The organism is Nonomuraea sp. NPDC003201 (assembly GCF_053590415.1).
Genome location: NZ_JBSFTC010000090.1, coordinates 21,404 through 37,109, shown reverse-complemented (window position 1 = coordinate 37,109; position 15,706 = coordinate 21,404). Strand labels below are relative to the sequence as shown.

The 15,706-nt window shown below is 70.2% G+C and carries 15 protein-coding genes; 6 read left to right on the top strand and 9 right to left on the bottom strand.

The window, feature by feature from the left end:
* A partial coding sequence (locus ACWDX9_RS28305; protein ID WP_449959153.1) for a DNA glycosylase AlkZ-like family protein occupies window positions 1-341 on the top strand: 341 nt, incomplete at its 5' end.
* Between the two features lie 22 nt (window positions 342-363).
* Here the strand turns inward: ACWDX9_RS28305 and ACWDX9_RS28300 are convergent.
* Genes ACWDX9_RS28300 through ACWDX9_RS28275 form a run of 6 tightly spaced genes read right to left on the bottom strand, consistent with a single transcriptional unit; the run spans window position 364 to window position 7,885 of the window.
* Complete coding sequence (locus ACWDX9_RS28300; protein ID WP_449959151.1) at window positions 364-2,220, bottom strand: hypothetical protein; 1,857 nt, start codon at window positions 2,218-2,220, stop codon at window positions 364-366.
* A 2-nt stretch (window positions 2,221-2,222) separates the two neighbouring features.
* Window positions 2,223-3,053, bottom strand: coding sequence for a carbohydrate ABC transporter permease (locus ACWDX9_RS28295; protein ID WP_350742026.1), 831 nt, complete (start codon window positions 3,051-3,053; stop codon window positions 2,223-2,225).
* Entirely contained in the window at window positions 3,043-3,984 is a 942-nt protein-coding gene (locus ACWDX9_RS28290) for a carbohydrate ABC transporter permease (protein ID WP_449959149.1), read from the bottom strand. The genes ACWDX9_RS28295 and ACWDX9_RS28290 overlap by 11 nt, the downstream gene beginning before the upstream one ends.
* 1 nt (window position 3,985) lies before the next feature.
* Entirely contained in the window at window positions 3,986-5,239 is a 1,254-nt protein-coding gene (locus tag ACWDX9_RS28285) for an ABC transporter substrate-binding protein (protein WP_449959147.1), read from the bottom strand.
* A gap of 19 nt (window positions 5,240-5,258) precedes the next feature.
* Window positions 5,259-6,863, bottom strand: a complete 1,605-nt coding sequence (locus tag ACWDX9_RS28280; protein ID WP_449959145.1) for an FAD-dependent oxidoreductase — start codon at window positions 6,861-6,863, stop codon at window positions 5,259-5,261.
* A gap of 8 nt (window positions 6,864-6,871) precedes the next feature.
* Window positions 6,872-7,885, bottom strand: coding sequence for a LacI family DNA-binding transcriptional regulator (locus ACWDX9_RS28275; protein ID WP_350742018.1), 1,014 nt, complete (start codon window positions 7,883-7,885; stop codon window positions 6,872-6,874).
* 308 nt (window positions 7,886-8,193) lie between these two features.
* Here ACWDX9_RS28275 and ACWDX9_RS28270 point away from each other — a divergent pair, with 308 nt between their 5' ends.
* Window positions 8,194-9,123 (top strand): hypothetical protein, encoded by a 930-nt coding sequence (locus ACWDX9_RS28270; RefSeq protein ID WP_449959143.1) that lies wholly within the window; start codon window positions 8,194-8,196, stop codon window positions 9,121-9,123.
* Between the two features lie 131 nt (window positions 9,124-9,254).
* On the opposite strand, the gene ACWDX9_RS28265 is transcribed toward ACWDX9_RS28270, so the two are convergent.
* A complete protein-coding gene (locus ACWDX9_RS28265; RefSeq protein WP_449959141.1) occupies window positions 9,255-9,914 on the bottom strand; it encodes a helix-turn-helix domain-containing protein in 660 nt (219 codons plus the stop codon).
* Between the two features lie 198 nt (window positions 9,915-10,112).
* Here ACWDX9_RS28265 and ACWDX9_RS28260 point away from each other — a divergent pair, with 198 nt between their 5' ends.
* The gene (locus ACWDX9_RS28260) at window positions 10,113-11,228 is read left to right on the top strand and encodes a serine hydrolase domain-containing protein (RefSeq protein ID WP_449959139.1); all 1,116 of its coding nucleotides are present in this window, start codon (window positions 10,113-10,115) and stop codon (window positions 11,226-11,228) included.
* Window positions 11,229-11,244: 16 nt separating this feature from the next.
* Here the strand turns inward: ACWDX9_RS28260 and ACWDX9_RS28255 are convergent, their stop codons facing one another.
* Window positions 11,245-11,865, bottom strand: coding sequence for a TetR/AcrR family transcriptional regulator (locus ACWDX9_RS28255; RefSeq protein WP_449959137.1), 621 nt, complete (start codon window positions 11,863-11,865; stop codon window positions 11,245-11,247).
* A 92-nt stretch (window positions 11,866-11,957) separates the two neighbouring features.
* Between ACWDX9_RS28255 and ACWDX9_RS28250 the strand changes: the two genes are divergently transcribed.
* Entirely contained in the window at window positions 11,958-12,899 is a 942-nt protein-coding gene (locus ACWDX9_RS28250) for an aldo/keto reductase (protein WP_449959135.1), read from the top strand.
* A gap of 74 nt (window positions 12,900-12,973) precedes the next feature.
* Here the strand turns inward: ACWDX9_RS28250 and ACWDX9_RS28245 are convergent, their stop codons facing one another.
* A complete protein-coding gene (locus tag ACWDX9_RS28245; protein ID WP_449959134.1) occupies window positions 12,974-13,714 on the bottom strand; it encodes an SDR family NAD(P)-dependent oxidoreductase in 741 nt (246 codons plus the stop codon).
* A gap of 395 nt (window positions 13,715-14,109) precedes the next feature.
* Here ACWDX9_RS28245 and ACWDX9_RS28240 point away from each other — a divergent pair, with 395 nt between their 5' ends.
* Both ACWDX9_RS28240 and ACWDX9_RS28235 read left to right on the top strand, forming a co-directional pair.
* Window positions 14,110-15,009 carry an ABC transporter ATP-binding protein gene (locus ACWDX9_RS28240; protein WP_449959132.1) on the top strand — a complete coding sequence of 300 codons (900 nt, stop codon included), beginning with the start codon at window positions 14,110-14,112 and terminating at the stop codon, window positions 15,007-15,009.
* The gene (locus ACWDX9_RS28235) at window positions 15,006-15,698 is read left to right on the top strand and encodes an ABC transporter permease (protein ID WP_449959130.1); all 693 of its coding nucleotides are present in this window, start codon (window positions 15,006-15,008) and stop codon (window positions 15,696-15,698) included. The genes ACWDX9_RS28240 and ACWDX9_RS28235 overlap by 4 nt, the downstream gene beginning before the upstream one ends.
* Window positions 15,699-15,706 lie beyond the last annotated feature (8 nt).

Sequence of the window (15,706 nt, the reverse complement as noted above, 5' to 3'; positions counted from 1 at the left end):
GCCGGGAGCTGCTGGACCTGCCCGACGCGCCGCGTCCCGACCCCGGCACGCCCGCGCCGGTGCGGTTCCTGCCCGCCTTCGACAACGCGATCCTCGGCTACCACGACCGCGGCCGGATCATCGACGACGCCCACCGCGGCCTGTCGGTCGCCGGCGCCCGCGTGGTCCTGGTCGACGGCCGGGTCCGCGCGACCTGGATTGTCGAGGACGGCACGGTGGCCGTCACCCCGCTGGGCCACCTGTCCGGAGCCGACCGCGACGCCGTCGGCGAGCAGGGGCGGGCGCTGGCGGCGTTCCTGTCCGACGGCGACAGCCACCGCGTGCGGATCGGCGACGGCTGAGGTCACCAGCCCGGCGGCCGCGTCACCCCATGATGACCGTGAGGTCGAACGTGCCCTGGTGCGGGATGCGGAGGGCGTGGAAGCGGCGGGCGCCGTCGCGGAAGTAGCGCACGCTGCCGGCCGCCAGGGTCGCCTGCAGAGGGGTGTTCCAGCGCAGGCGGATCGTGGTGCGGCCCCGGCGGAGGTCGAAGCCGTCGGCGGTGGCGGTGGTCGTGCCGCCGAACGCCGCCCGGGTGCCGTCGGTGAAGGTGAGGACGTCCGTGGGATGCAGGACGAGGGGGATCTGCTCGGTGGCGGCGGCGTTCGCGGTGACCGTGCGCCGGATCGTCTGGCGGGTGACCAGGACGTCCGTGGTGACGTTCGCGTTGCCGTAGCGGATGCCGAGGGCGGCGGGTGCCCGGCCGGCGGTCCACTCGCGGCCGCCGGGGGCGCCGTGGAAGTAGGTGGCGGGCAGGGAGCCGTTGGAGTCGGGCGCCTGGCCGGGGAAGACGGTGGACCAGCAGGCGTAGTTGTTGTCGTTGAGCCCGCAGATGATCGTGCCGGCGTCGGGGTGCCACAGGAAGGTCAGGCCGGTACGGCTGCGGGAGGCGCGCGTGCCGAAGTAGCCGCCCAGGTACAGGCCGGGCTTGCGAACGTACAGGAAGTCCTGGCCGCCGTCCCTGCGCAGCTCGGCGAAGTCGTTCGAGCGCAGGTAGGGCAGGTCGGCGATGGCCTCGGCCCGCTGCCGCCTGCTGGGGAACCGCTCGCCGTACAGGCCGTGGGTGAGGATGCGGGGCGAGGTGTCCTGCTTGGCGAGCGGCGTCACCGGGTCGGTGGAGGCCGCCCAGGCCGTACGGGCGTCGGCCAGGTCCTCGTGGGCGGTCATGAAGGCCGACAGCAGCGGCACCTGGCGGGTGAACGTCCAGTTGAGCGCGGTCCTGTCGGGGTCGGGCCGGACCTCGTCGTACCAGCGGGCGCTGGTGCGGGTGGAGGGGGCGACGTTGACCAGGTATCCGGCGCCGTCGGGCTCGCGCAGCAGGTTGTAGGACAGGAAGCCGGTGAACGCGCGGGCCATGTCCACCAGGTGCGGGTCCCGGCTGTGGAGGTAGGCATCGGCCAGCTCGGGGAGCATGACCTCGAAGTTGTAGTTCATGTCGTGGCCGCCCTCCTCGTAGAAGAAGCCGGCGGGGCTCTGGCCGACCGCGGGGAGCCGGGCGAACGCCTCGGTCAGGCGGGCGGCGAGCGCGGGGTCGGGGTCGAGCTGGAGCGCGTGCGCGGCCCCTGCCAGGCCCGAGGTGGTCTGGTTCGCCCAGGTGAGGCGATCTTGCCAGACGACCCGGTTGCCGGCGTCCAGGAACCACGTCATGGCCTTACGCAACGCGGCGGTGAGCTGCGCCTGCCGCGCGGGCAGCGCCCCGGACGCGCGCAGGAGGCGCAGGGTCTTGGCCAGGTAGCCGAGGCCGAACCCGGTGGGGGCCAGGCCGTGCTGGTCGCGGCTGTACTCGGGGAAGGAGCCGTCGGGGTGCTGGAGTGACAGGTAGTGGCCGAGCGCCGCGTCGAGCGCGGCCAGCAGGCTCGCGTCCCCGGCGTACGGGTTCCACGGGCGGGCGTTGGCGTGGAACCAGGCCAGCGTGAAGACGTGCTCCTGCACGCGGGCGTTGTACGACGCCGCCGGCGTACGCCACCAGCCGCCGGCGAAGAAGCCGCTGGAGTCCATGTCGTTGACCATGGGCGCGAGGGTGGCCAGGTACGGCGCGAAGCGCTGCTCGTGGGGGGCGAACGCCGTGCGGTCCATAGCCGGCGGCAGGGAGGGGATGGCGGCGAAGGCGGTGCCGGGCGCGAGCACGGGGACGGCCGGGAGCAGCGCGGCGGCGCGGAGGAGGGTGCGGCGGGAGAGCATGGTCAGCCTTTCAGACCGGTGTGCGCGAGCCCTTCGATGAACTGCCGCTGGGCCAGCACGAAGACGACCAGGATGGGCAGGGCGGTCATCGTGGCGGCGGACAGCTGCACGTTCCACAGGGGCGAGCCGTAGGCGTCGACGAACTGGGTGAGCGCCTGCGGCAGGGTGAACTTCGACGGGGTCGACAGGAACACGATGGGTTCGAGATAGAGGTTCCACGAGTGCAGGAAGGTGAAGATGGCGACGGCGCCGAGCGCCGGCCTGGCCAGCGGCAGCACCACCCGGCAGAAGGTGCCGAAGCGGCCGAGCCCGTCGACCCTGGCGGCCTCCTCCAGCTCGTCCGGCAGCGTGATGAAGAACTGCCGCATGATGAACGTCGCCAGCACGCTGGGCGCGCCCAGGATCGGCACCAGGATCAGCGGCCAGTGCGTGTCGGTCATCCCCGCCGCGTGGAACATCTGAAACAGCGGGACGATCGTCACCTCGCTGGGGATCAGCAGGCCGACGAGCACGACCAGGAAGAGCACGTTCTGGCCGGGGAAGCGGATGCGGGCGAAGGCGTAGCCGGCCATCGCGGCCACCGCCATCGTGCCGACGGTCACCACCGCGGCGATGTAGAGGCTGTTGAGGTACTGCTGCCCGAACGGCTGCAGCTCGAAGACCCGGCTGTAGGTGGAGAAGTCGAACCTGGAGGGCACCAGCGCGGGCGGGAAGGCGAAGATGTCGCTGATCGGCTTCACCGACGAGGTGACCATCCACCAGGTCGGGAAGACGAACGGCACGCACAACACGCACAGCAGCGCGTACAACGCGAGCTTGACCCTACGACTCATGGAAGACCCACCTCCGGCGCAGCCGCCACTGCAGCAACGTCAGCGCCGCGACGATCAGAAACAGCAGGACCGACAGGGTGGCGCCGTAGCCGAGGTGCCGGAACTGGAAGGCCTGCTGGTACAGGTAGTAGACAAGGACAGTGGTGGACATACCTGGCCCGCCCTGGGTGAGCACGGCGATCTGCGCGAACACCTGCAGCGACCCCACCACGGTGATGATCGAGGTGAGCAGGATTGTCGGGCTGATCAGGGGCACCGTGATGCGCAGGAACCGGGTCCAGGCGCCGGCGCCGTCGAGCTGCGCCGCCTCGTACAGCTGGCGCGGCACGCCCTGGAGCGCGGCCAGGAACAGGACCATGTTGAGCCCCACGTTCTTGACGACCTGGACGACGACGACCGACAGCAGGGCGGTGGTCTCGCCGCGCAGCCAGTTGGGGCCGTCCACCCCCGCCGCGCCGAGCAGGCCGTTGATGCCGCCGTCCTGCTGGAGCAGGAACTGCCAGACGATGGTCCAGGCGACCAGCGACACCAGCACCGGCGAGAAGAACAGCGTGCGGAAGAACGTGGTGCCACGCAGCCGCTGGTCGAGCAGGATGGCCAGGATGAGGGCCAGGGCGAGGTTGAGCACGACCAGGCCGACCGAGAAGAGCGCGGTGCTGGTCAGCACCTGCCCCATGTTCGGGTCGGCGAGCAGCTTGGCGTAGTTCTCGCCCCCGACGAACTCGAACGTGCCCGCCAGCACGTTCCACTCCTGGAGGCTGTAGTAGACGACCAGCCCGAGCGGCAGCAGGACGAACAGCGCGCTTCCGGCGAGCTGCGGCGAGATCAGCAGGTAACCGACGAGGGCGTCGCGCCGGGGGATGGTCCAGAAGTGGCGGGGCCGGGCGGCGGCGCGGTCAGCCACCCGGTTGCCGAGATCCGTCACCGCCACGTCATCCGCCCAGCAGCGGCTGGATCTTCGCGCACACGCCGTCCAGCACCGCCTTGACGTCGGCGTCCGGCTTCCACAGCGGGTCGAGTGCGGCCCTGGCGGTCTGCGCGAGCTCGGCCTGCCCCTTGTGGTTGGGCTTGACCACGCCCTTCTCGATGCCGTCGATCACCACCTTCTGGAGCTGGTCGCCGTTCAGCAGGGGGCTGGTCTTGGCCATGGTGTCGGCCGTCAGCAGGGAGGTACGCGCGGGCGGGAAGTACGCGGCGAGCTTGGCGGAGTTCGCGGAGTTGGTGAAGTAGGCCAGGAAGTCGGCGGCCTGCGCGGCCCTCGGCGACTTCTTCAGCACGCCGATCCCGGCCTGGCCGATGACCGCGTACTCACCCTTCGGCCCGGCGGGCAGCGGCACCAGGTCCCACTTGAACGTCGCGTCCTTCAGCATGGCGGCGCGGGAGATCTGGGCCACGGCCATCGCCGTGTCGCCGGAGAAGAAGTCGACGGCGGTGCCCGGCCCCGGCATGGACTTGTCGGTGAAGATCGCCTTGTGCATGAACGTCATGGCATCGACCATCTCGGGCGCGTTGAACTGGCACGTGCCGCCGTCGTCGCTCCACGCCTTGGCGCCCCAGCCCTGCCAGACGGTGGCGAGGTTGTCCCAGGCCTTGTAGTCGAAGTTGAGGACGGTCAGGCCGTTCTTGCCCTTCGCCGCCACGGCCTTGTTGATCTCGTTGGCGTGCTCCCAGTCCCACTGGCCGGCCTTGATCAGCTCGCGCGGCGCCTTCTGGCCCGCGGCCTTGACCAGGTCGGTGTTGACGAAGACGCCGAAGGGCGAGGTGGAGAACGGGTAGGCGTACAGCTCGCCGTCGCGCTCCCACAGCCGGGTGGCGGCGGGGACCAGCTCGGCCGCGTTCTCGACCTTGCTCTTGAGCGGGACGAGGGCGCCGGAGCCGACGAAGTCGGGGGCGGAGTTCTCGAGGATCCAGGCCAGGTCGGGGGCGTTGCCGCCGGCGATCTGCGTGGTCAGCGTGGTGGTGTAGTTCTCGAACGGGATCGGGTCGAAGGTGATCTCGCCGACCTGCGGGTGGGACTTGCGGTATTCGGCGGCGATCTCCTTGAACAGCTTCAGGTGGGCCTCGTTGGAGGTCCAGATCGACATGCGCAGCGGCTGCGGGCCCTGCGCGGCCGGCGCTTCACCGCCGCCGCAGGCGGTGACCGTAAGGAGGGCGGCCAGCGCGAGGGCAGCCAGGGGTGCTTTCATGGGGGATCTCCTTCTGGCGTCAGTAGCCGGTGACGTCGGGCCAGCGCAGCTCCACGCCGTCGCGGACGAGCCGGTCCTGGTAGTCGGCCAGGAGCCGGCCGTCCGCGCGCACGGCGTGCGGCGTGGTGGCGCGGTCCAGGCAGAAGGCGGCGAGCGCGCCGGCCGCCTCCCCGACGTTCCACTCCACCGGGTGCAGGCGGTAGGCGCCGTTGGTGATGTGGGTGGTGCCGATGTTCTTGCAGGCGGGCAGGAGGTTGCTCATCCGCTGCGGGATCAGCGCCCCGAGAGGGATCTCGAACGGGGAGCAGGCGACGTCGATGTAGTTGTCGCCGCCGGTCGACGGGTGCAGGTCGATGCGGTACATGCCCACGCCCACCGAGTCGTGATAGGAGACGGCGCCCTTGTCGCCGCGTACCGCCACGGACAGGTCCTGTTCGGTGACGGTGGTCAGGGCCCGGACGCGCCGGGACTCGCGGATGTAGGGGGCCTGGGCGAGCCCGTCGGCGCCGCCGGTGACGTCGCCGCGCAGCCGCAGGCTCGGGTAGCCGGTGCCGCCGTCGTGGCGGGGGGCCTCGGTCTGCAGCCAGTACAGCACCGACATCGACAGCTCACGGGCCGCCGCCAGGTGCCGGTCGGCGTCCGGCACGTCGATGACCGGACCCTCCAGGTAGTCGATCATCGGCCAGTTGACCAGCGCGATGTCGCTGTCGTACGCGCCCGGCAGGAAGTTGTCGCGGGCGGCGATCCTGCGGAACGTCCACAGGTTGCCGTCGCCCGGATTGACCCGCTGGTCGGCCGCCACCAGGCGGGGGTCGTCACCCGGGTTCGGGGTGAAGGAACGCTCCACGATCTCCAGCGTCCGCGGGCTCGGGCAGCGCCACGACAGCAGCCGGTCGCCCCAGAAGGGCGGCTGGTAGGCGCGCCAGAAGTCGTACGAGGCGGGCCTGTCGACGGTGTGGTCACCGTCGACGTGGTCGATCGCGAAGCACACGGACACGGCCTGCATGTTCAACGGCTGCGCCGCCGCCGGGGCGCTCGGCTCGCCGGTGTCGGCCTGCGACTCGAACCCGGTCACGTACTCGATGCCGGTCAGCGGCAGCAGCTCGCCGGTCTCGGTGGCGTCCAGCACGTACGGCGCCACCGCGGTGATCTCCTCGCCCCCGTCGCGGTGCGCGAGCCGCACGGCCGTGACGCGGTCGCCGTCCACCTCGGCCCCGACCGGCCGGTACGGCTGGAGCACGCGCAGCCTGCCCGACCCCCGGTACGGGGCCAGCATGGCCTCGATGACCGCGACCGCGGCCCTGGGCTCGTGGCACAACTTGCTGACGTGCCCGGCGCCCGGGTTCAGCTCCGGCCACGCCCGCGCCCGCTCGGTCAGCGGGTAATGGTCGCGGTAGTAGCGCCGGATGCCGTCACGCAGCGCACGGTAGCTCGCCGTGACGCCGAACCGCTCCACCCAGGTGTGCTCGTCCGGCGGCACCGCCTGGCTGGTGAGCTGGCCGCCCAGCCAGTCGTACTCCTCGGTGAGCACCACCGATCGCCCGGCCCGCAGCAGGGCCAGCGCGGCGGCCACGCCGCCCAGCCCACCGCCGACGACGAGCGCGTCTGCCGAAATCTCAACCACGTGGGGGTTTACCTCTCCTCATGTACGGGTGCCAGCGTCGATCCCTCGACCAGCTCGCACACCAGCAGTTCCTGCGGGATGCCGCCGCGTTCCAGCACCTGGGTGAGCAGCTCGACGGCCCTGCGGCCCATCTCCCGCCGGGGGATGCGGAGCCCGGAGAAGTCGATGTCGGTCGACACCGGCCTCGTGGGCGCGCCCATCGCGACCATGGACAGGTCGCGCGGCACGTCCAGCCCGCGGGCCTCGGCGGCCTCGGCGATGGCCACGCCGTCGGCCAGCTCCTCGGCGAACACCACGGTCGCGCCGCAGTCGAACAGCCCGTCCGCGGTGGTCAGGTGCAGCCCCTCGACACCGGTCGCGGCCACGCCTTCGGTGAAACCGCGAAACCGGTCGGCGTAGGACTCCGGGCCCTCCCCCGCTCCGACGTAGGCCATCCGCCGGTGCCCGAGCGCCGCCGCCCGCTCGACCAGCGCGCGCACCGCCGGCGGATAGTCCGCTCCGACGTACGGCACCGGACCGCCCGCGTCGTCGCGGCGGCCGACCGAGACGAACGGAATGCCCTCGGACAGCAGCCTGGACAGATCCTCCCGGTCGATCGTCCGGCCGAGCAGGACGCATCCGTCGGCCAGCCGGATCCGGCTCTCCGCGCTGAAGATCCGCCGCCGCTCCCCCTGCTGCACCTTGGCGCTGGTGAACAGCAGCAGGTCGCAGCCCGCCTCCTCAACGCACTCCTCGATCCCGACCAGGAACGGGTGATAGAAGTCGGCGCTCTCCGCGGGGAAGACGGCCTCGTAGGTGAACACGCCGTAGATGCGGTTGCGCCGTTCGACGAGCCGGCGCGCGGCGGGGTCGGCCACGTACCCGGTCTCCCTGATCACCTGAAGGACCCGATCGCGGGTTTCGGGCGAGATCCGTACCTCGCCCTCGGCCCTTCCGTTGAGCACCAGGGACACCGTCGTCTGGCTCACTCCAGCCATGCGCGCGATGTCCTGCTGCGTCAGCCGCCGCCCTGAAGCAGTCACAGTGCGTATCACCCGTCGTTTCGATAATGCGTATTAGTTCGGTCATTCTGGAACCGGGCAGAGTTGGGCGTCAAGAGATAATCGCTGAGTAATTCGTATTATCAGCTGGTACGGCTTCCTCCGGCCATGGCAACATACAGTGACGCCGAGGGCGAAGGCATTGCCGGCCGCACGGCGCTCATCGCCTGTCGCGACCAGGATCGGAGGGCATGTTGACCATCCATCAATCAGGCCGGGACTTACGTCCGCTCACCCGACGCGGCGTGTTACGCGGCGCCGCGACTCTGGGCGCCGCTTCTCTGGGCGCCGTGACCACGGGCGGCGTCGTCGCCCGGCCGGCCGGCGCCGGGACCGCCGCCCAGCCGGCGGGTATGCCGGTGTTCCGATACGTGCGGGACGCGCTCGCCCTCCCCCTGCACTACAACCGCACCGGGGAGTTCATCTTCCCCTGCATCAGAGGGGTGTACGACAAGCTCGGCAACCCGCGCTCGCGCTACTACCTCTACTACGCCCCTCATGAGAACCCCGGCGGCATCTGCGTGGCCTTCAGCGACACCTTGGAGGGCCCGTTCCACGACTACAGCGGCAACCCGATCATCGACAGGAACCTGCCCACCACCACGGTCAGCCACGTGTCCTCGCCGCACGTCACCTGGGACGCCGCCACGAGGCAGTTCTTCTGCTACTTCCACGGCGAGAACTTCACCACCCGCGTGGCCCGCTCCACCGACGGCATCACCTTCACCGACGAGACCCCCATCCTGAGCACCCGCCTGGTGTCCGGCACCTCCGAGACCTCCTACGCCCGGGTCTTCGAGCATTCCCTTCCGGGCCGCGGCAACAAGTACGTCATGGTCTTCATGGGTGTGAAGAACGGCCGCCGCCTCTTCTACGGCTGGTCCCCCAACGGCTGGGACGGCTGGCAGTTCAGCCAGCAGCCGCTGGTCAACCCCGAACCCGACGGCGTGACCGACATCTCGGGCCCGTCCCTGGTCAAGCGCAACGGCACCACGTACGTCGCGTACCACGGCAATGACGGCAACATGCGCATCACCGAGGTCGGCAACGCCTTCGACAAGGAGGTCCACCTCGGCGTCTTCCACTCGCCGATCGCCTCGGACAACGGCCGCGTGGCCGCGCCCTCGTTCGGCACCCAGGACGGGGTCGAGTTCATGTTCTACGAGGCCGGGCCCCGGCTGCAGGCTCGCATCTGCATCGCCCGCGCCGTTCCCGCCTGACCTGTCCGGGCCTCTCGAACCGGGCACTCACCCTCTTGCCCGTTGACGACCTCGCCGTCAGGTCGGGTCCCCGGAGCGACCCGGCCTGACCGCGACGCCCACCTCGCGACCGCCCGGCTTCCCAGGTCCCGTCACGCCAGGAGACCGCGCCAGCGGTCGGCCGACTCGATCATGTCCAGGCTGAGGTGTTCCAGGAACGCCGCCGTCTTGGCCAGCCGTTCTCCCACGGGGCTGTCGAGCCCGTAGGTCTCGGCCACCGCCATCGTGGCCCGTACCGTCTCGAGGGTCTGCCGCCTGCTGATCACGACGGAGTGGTACCAGGCGTCATTGTCGATCACGTAGACGTCGCGACGGCGGCGCGGATCGCGCTCGCGCCGGGCATAGCCCTGCTGGACCAGGTAGTTCACGGCCACGGAGACGGAGGCCGGGCTGACGTTCAGCCTGCGGGCCAGCTCGGCGGCGGTGCGCCTGCCGTCCCTGGATAGCGTCAGGTCGTGGTGCACGCGCGCGGCCGTCCTCGGCATCCCCGCCCTGACCGCCGCCTCGAGGATCTCCTGTTCCATCGTCTCGATCGGCGGTGCGGCCGGGTGCGGGGGCGCCGGCGTGCCGCGCCGAGCCCGCCGGACCGTCGCCTGGTGCGCCTGCTGGGGCCGGTAGCCGGCAGGGCCGCCGTTGCGCGCGATCTCCCGGGTGATCGTCGAGGTCTGCCGGCCGAGCCGGCGGGCGATCTCGCGGTAGGAGAGTCCGGCGGTGAGTCCGGCCGCGATGCGCTGGCGGTCCTGCTGGGTCAATCGTCCTCCTGGCATGCCCTCAGTGTTGCCTTAGCCGCCATTCATTGCAACATGGTGTTGCTTTCGGCGGCAGCGTCATTGCGCCAATTTATGCCTGTTTAACTGGGCAAATGCGTCTCTTTAGATTGACGTTCCTCTGAACGCAACGTAGCTTTCGAGCTGAACGAAACACGTACTATCGCGAATCGAGGAATGACCATGAGTGAATCTGTGACCGTGCCGGAGATCGCTGCCGGGCAGGATCGCCCGGAGCTGCACAAGGCCGTCCAGGAGTTCGTCGACGCCGGTTTCGCCGGGATGCAGCTGCGCGTGCACGATGAGCGGGGCGAGTGGGTCGGCAGCGCCGGGGTCCGCAAGCTGGGCGAGGATGCGAAGCCGCCGACGAACGGGCGGTTCCGGATCGGCAGCACCACCAAGACCTTCACCGCGACCCTGGTGCTGCAACTGGTGGCCGACGGCGAGATCGGGCTGGACAGCCCGGCGGACGACCACCTGCCCGAGTTCGGCCTGGACCGGCGGATCACCGTGCGGATGCTGCTGCAGCACACCAGCGGGGTCTTCAACCACACCGGCGAGCTCGACCCCGACGGGACGTACGTGCCGGGAATCCCCTCGATAGGCCAGGAGTGGGTGGACAACCGCCTCCACACCTACCGGCCCGAAGAGCTGGTGCGGTTCGCGTTGTCCAAGCCGGCGCGGTTCGAGCCGGGGACGGACCAGAGCTACTCCAACACCAACTACACGCTGGCCCTGCTGCTGATCGAGAAGGTCACCGGCCGCTCCTACGCCGAGGAGATGCGGCGGCGGATCCTGGGGCCGCTCGGACTGTCGGACACCATGGTGCCGGGCACCCGGACGGAGATCCCCGGGCCGCACGCCCACGGCTACTACCGGTACGAGGACGCCGGCCAGTGGAAGGTCGTCGACGTCACCCGCCAGAACCCCTCCCTGCTGCACGGCACCGGCGACATGATCTCGACGACCAAGGACCTGCAGACGTTCGCCTCCGCGCTGAACGGCGGCAAACTCCTGCCGGCCGCGCTGCTGGCCGAGATGCGCAAGCCGTACGGGAAGCTCGGCTACGGCTTCGGGCTGTTCGTGCAGGACCTGGGCCCCGACTGCGGCGGCACCGTCTTCCACCACAACGGCAGCACCCTGGGCTACGGGGCGCTGATGTACAGCGCACCCGACGGCAGCAAGACCCTGACCGCCTCGCTGACCAGCGGGGACGCCGCAGTCGACCTGATGCAGGTGTTCCCGGAGGCGTTGCAGAAGCTCCTGAAGGCGGTGTTCGGCGGCGGGCAGGCCCAGTAGACGACGCGGGCCGCCGCTAGCGGCCCGCCCCGGGGAGGAGCGCGTCGACGAGCAGGTCGAGGAGCCGGCCGGTCTGCTCGAGGGTATCGCGGGCCGCCGTGGCGAGAAAGATGCCCAGGAGCATCGTGGTGACCTCGTCCGGATCGACGTCCGCACGGAGCGAGCCCGTTTCGGCGCCCTTGGCGAGGATCGTCGCGATCGCGGCGGTGATGCGTTCCCTGGTGGTGGAGGTCGGGATGCGACCTGAGGCCTGGCCGGCGCGCAGCGCGTCGGCCATCCCGCGCTTCACCGCGCTGAACGCCGCGTACCGCTCCATCCAGGCACGCAGCGCGATCTGCGGCGGGAACCGTTCGAGCAGGGCGGGGGCGCTCGTGGCGATGTCGTCGAGCTCGGCGGCGTAGACCGCCTCCACCAGCGCTTCGCGGGTGGGGAAATGGCGATAGAGGGTGCCGATCCCGACGCCCGCCTCACGGGCGATGTTTTCGAGCGGGACGGTGTCATCGGCGGCCGCGAAGGCGGTCCGGGCGACGGCGATGAGCGTGTCCCGGTTGCGCTGGGCGTGGGCACGCAGCGGGCGCCGCGTCGTGGCCGGCCGCTCCGCGGAGGTGCCGGCGGACGCCGATTCGGGCGAACTCAAAGCGGAGGAACCTCCGGTATTGCTCTATAGTCAGTCAGAGATACCGGAGGACCCTCCGATATCTCTGACATCCTACGTGGACGGGGATCCCCATGGCCTCCAGCAACCCCCTTTCCGCCGAACAACCGGTCAACACCCCTCGGCCAGGCGGCACCGCGCCGTTCGCCGGACGTACCGTGTCCCGCATCGGCTACGGCACCGCACAGCTCGAACGCCTGCACCACGACCGCGACACAGCCCTCGCTCTCCTGCGCCGCGCGATCGACCTCGGCGTCGACCACATCGACACCGCCCAGTTCTACGGCAACGGCTTCGCCAACGAGCTCCTGCGCGAAGCGATCCGCCCACAGGACGACGTCATGGTCGTCAGCAAGGTCGGCGCCGACCCCAACCCCGGCGGCCCGATCCCGCTGCGCCCCGCCCAGCGACCCGAAGAACTCCGCGCCAGCGTGGAGGACAACCTCGTCAGCCTCGGCCTGGAGCAGATCCCGGTCGTGAACCTGCGCCGCCTGGACGCCGGCCCCGGGCTACGGGCCACGGGCGAACAGGCGGTCGACCTCGACGACCAGCTCGCCGTGATGACGGCGATGCGCGACGAGGGCAAGATCGGCGCGATCGGGCTGGGCAGCGTCACCCTCGACGGGCTGCGCCGAGCGATCCCCGCCGGCATCGCCTGCGTACAGAACGCCTACAGCCTCGTCACCCGCGACGACGAAGCCATGCTCCAGCTGTGCCGGACCGAGGGCATCGCCTGGGTCCCGTTCTTCCCCCTCGGCGGCGCCTTCCCCCAGATGCCGAAGGTGACCGACGAAGCGGCCGTCCTCACCGCGGCGGCATCCCTCGACCGCACACCCTCACAGGTCGGCCTCGCCTGGCTGCTGCACCACGCCCCCCACGTCCTGCTCATCCCCGGCACCTCCAGCATCAAGCACCTCGAGGAGAACATCGCCGCCGCCACGATCACCTTCGACCACGCCACGCTCAACACGCTCGACGCCGTCCCCTCCCGCTCGGCAGAGGTCCCGCTCGGCTGATCCCCCGCTCGACGCCGGCGTTCGTTCGCCAGTTGGTCGGACACCACGACGGACCCGACCCCGCCGAAGCCCGCTCAGCCGCGCGCGACGTAGCCGCCGTCGACCGGCAGGGTCACCCCGGTGATATAGCTCGACCGCGGGGAGGCCAGGAAGAGGATCGCCTCGGCCACCTCCTCCGGACGGCCGAGGCGGCCGAGCGGATTGCCCGTCCGCCCCCACTCCTCGAACATCTCCTCACCGAGGGCCTTCACCACGTTGTCGGTCCTGGTGTTGCCAGGGGCAACGGAATTGACCCGCACCCCACGGTTGCCGAACTCGGCGGCCCACGAGCGAGTGAGGGCGTCGAGAGCGGCCTTCGTCGCCCCGTACGCGGCGGCGTCCGGGATGCCCTGAAGAGCGGCGATCGAGCTGACATTGACGATGCTGCCGGACCCCTTGGCCCCCATCCTCGGCGCGAGGGCGGCGGTCAGGAAGAACGGCCCCCGTACGTTGGTGTCGAACACCTGCATGAACGACTCCAGATCCTGCTTCGGGGTCGGCATGAAGGGGTAGACGCCCGCGTTGTTGACCAGGATGTCGACGTCACCGGCCTCGTCGGCGAGCCGCCGCAGCGCGTCCAGGTCGTTGAGATCCGTGGGAACGGCACGAGCCCTGCCACCCGCGGCCTCGATCTCCGCCACCGTCTCGGCGAGGTGATCGGCGCCGCGACCGGCGACGATGACGAAGGCCCCCTCGCGGGCGAGCGCCAGCCCGGTCGCCCGGCCGATGCCCGAGCCGCCTCCGGTCACCAGCGCGGTCTGGTTCTGAAGTTCCATGATCGAGCCCTTGATCAGTGAGATGCCGAGCCTGAGGCCGCTCCAACGCGGACCAGGACCGCGATCACACCCTCTGCTGGTCATCAGCGCGGCGCCGGACGAATATCCCCCTAACCAGCCACGATACACGCGACGTCCGACGACCCACGCGGGGGTGAAGGCGCCAGGGCCGGGTCCGACGCGGCGGTGGCCCTGCTGCGCTTGAGTGGGGTGTTTTCTTGCTTGGGAGGTTTGCTCGCACCCGGCGCCTTTACAATGTAGATTCGTTCCGCGCAGGGGATGCATAACGTGGAATCGGGGCAGCCCGGCAGTCTGCGGAACCTGACGTTTGTCACATGGGGCTGGCTGACGCACGGCACTATGGCCGCGTCCCCTGCCTCGCTCATGCTGAACGCATGGGAATCGCGCTAGAGCTCAAGGCCGTGAGCAGGCACTACGGCACCACCATCGCGCTCGACGGTGTGAATCTGAACGTGGAAAAAGGGCAGACGGTCGCCGTGCTGGGACCCAACGGGGCGGGCAAGACAACCATGCTGTCCATCGCCCTGGGACTCCTCCCTCCCGACAAGGGAACGGCCAGGGTGTTCGGCCGTCCGCCCACCGAGGCCCTCCAGAAAGGCGAAGTCGGAGCGTTGCTGCAGGATGCCGGGCTGCTGGACGACGTGCGGGTGGTGGAACTGGTGGCCGCGGTGGCCGGCATGCACCCGCACCCGATGCCGGTCGAGCGAGTGATGCAGGCGGCGGGCATACAGGACCTCGCCGGGCGGCGGGTTGGACGGCTGTCCGGTGGGCAGCAGCAACGGGTACGGTTCGCTCTGGCGCTGGCCGGGGATCCGGCGTTGCTCGTCCTCGACGAACCCACCGTGGGCCTGGACGTGGAGAGCCGCCGCGCCCTGTGGCAAGAGGTACGCGCCCGGACGGTGGAGGGCCGCACGGTGGTGTTCGCCACCCATTACCTCACCGAGGCCGACGACTACGCCGACCGGATCGTGCTGCTGGCGGACGGCAAGATCGTGGCGGATGGACCGGTCGACGCCATCAAATCCCTGGTCGGCGGTACGGAGATCCGCTTCCAGACCAACAGCGCCGATGTGAGCCGGTTCGAGGGGCTGCCCGCCGTTCGCCAGATGCGCATCGAGGGACGCACGGTCGTCCTGCGCACGGGCGACTCCGACGCCACCTTGCGCGCCCTGTTCGCGACGTTCGACGCGCTTGACGACGTCAGGGACGTACGCACGGCGAGCACTGATCTGGAGAGCGCTTTCGTGAGCCTGACGGGAGGGCAGGAGCGGTGAGGTCGTATCTGAGCCTGGAGATGCGGCGCGGCTTTCGCAACCCCGCCGGGCTGGTCCTGCTGACCGGCTTCCCGGTGGCCCTGTACCTGCTGTGGACCAAGGTGCTGAACGTGGTGCCGCAGGAGCAGCAGGGTGACTTCGCCGCCGCCACCATGGTGTCGATGGCCACGTACGGCTCGATGGGCGGCGCGTTGTTCATCGGCGGCGCCATCGCGCTGGAGCGCAGCAAGGGCTGGGCGCGGCAGCTCGCGGTGACTCCGCTGCCGGCGCATGGCTATGTGGTGGCCAAGCTGGTCAGCGGGGCGACCGGGGTGCTGCCGAGCATCGTCGTCGTCCTGGCCGCGGGCGCGCTGTTCGCCGGGGTACGGCTGCCGTTGTGGACCTGGCCTGCCCTGGTGGTGCTGATCTGGCTGGGTGTCATGCCCTTCGCCGCCCTGGGAATCGCCTTCGGCTACACACTCAAGGGACAAGCCGCGAACCTGGCCATGATGGCGGTCTACTTCGGTCTGTCCGTCCTGGGCGGACTGTGGCTGCCCGTACAGCTGATGCCCGAGGGCATGCGGGTGCTGGCCGAATACAGCCCGGCCTATCAGGCGGGCTCACTTGGCTGGCAGGCGCTGGAGGGCGAGTGGCCCACCGGGACAGCGGTCGGCGTGCTGGCCGTCTGGCGCTACCGTCGGGCTCTGTGAAGGTGGGC

Bases quoted from the DNA above. Each gene is read 5' to 3' on its own strand.
- ACWDX9_RS28260 (WP_449959139.1), top strand. From the start codon at position 10,113: ATGAGTGAATCTGTGACCGTGCCGGAGATCGCTGCCGGGCAGGATCGC.
- ACWDX9_RS28240 (WP_449959132.1), top strand. From the start codon at position 14,110: ATGGGAATCGCGCTAGAGCTCAAGGCCGTGAGCAGGCACTACGGCACC.
- ACWDX9_RS28285 (WP_449959147.1), bottom strand. From the start codon at position 5,239: ATGAAAGCACCCCTGGCTGCCCTCGCGCTGGCCGCCCTCCTTACGGTC.
- ACWDX9_RS28245 (WP_449959134.1), bottom strand. From the start codon at position 13,714: ATGGAACTTCAGAACCAGACCGCGCTGGTGACCGGAGGCGGCTCGGGC.
- ACWDX9_RS28300 (WP_449959151.1), bottom strand. From the start codon at position 2,220: ATGCTCTCCCGCCGCACCCTCCTCCGCGCCGCCGCGCTGCTCCCGGCC.
- ACWDX9_RS28250 (WP_449959135.1), top strand. From the start codon at position 11,958: ATGGCCTCCAGCAACCCCCTTTCCGCCGAACAACCGGTCAACACCCCT.
- ACWDX9_RS28295 (WP_350742026.1), bottom strand. From the start codon at position 3,053: ATGAGTCGTAGGGTCAAGCTCGCGTTGTACGCGCTGCTGTGCGTGTTG.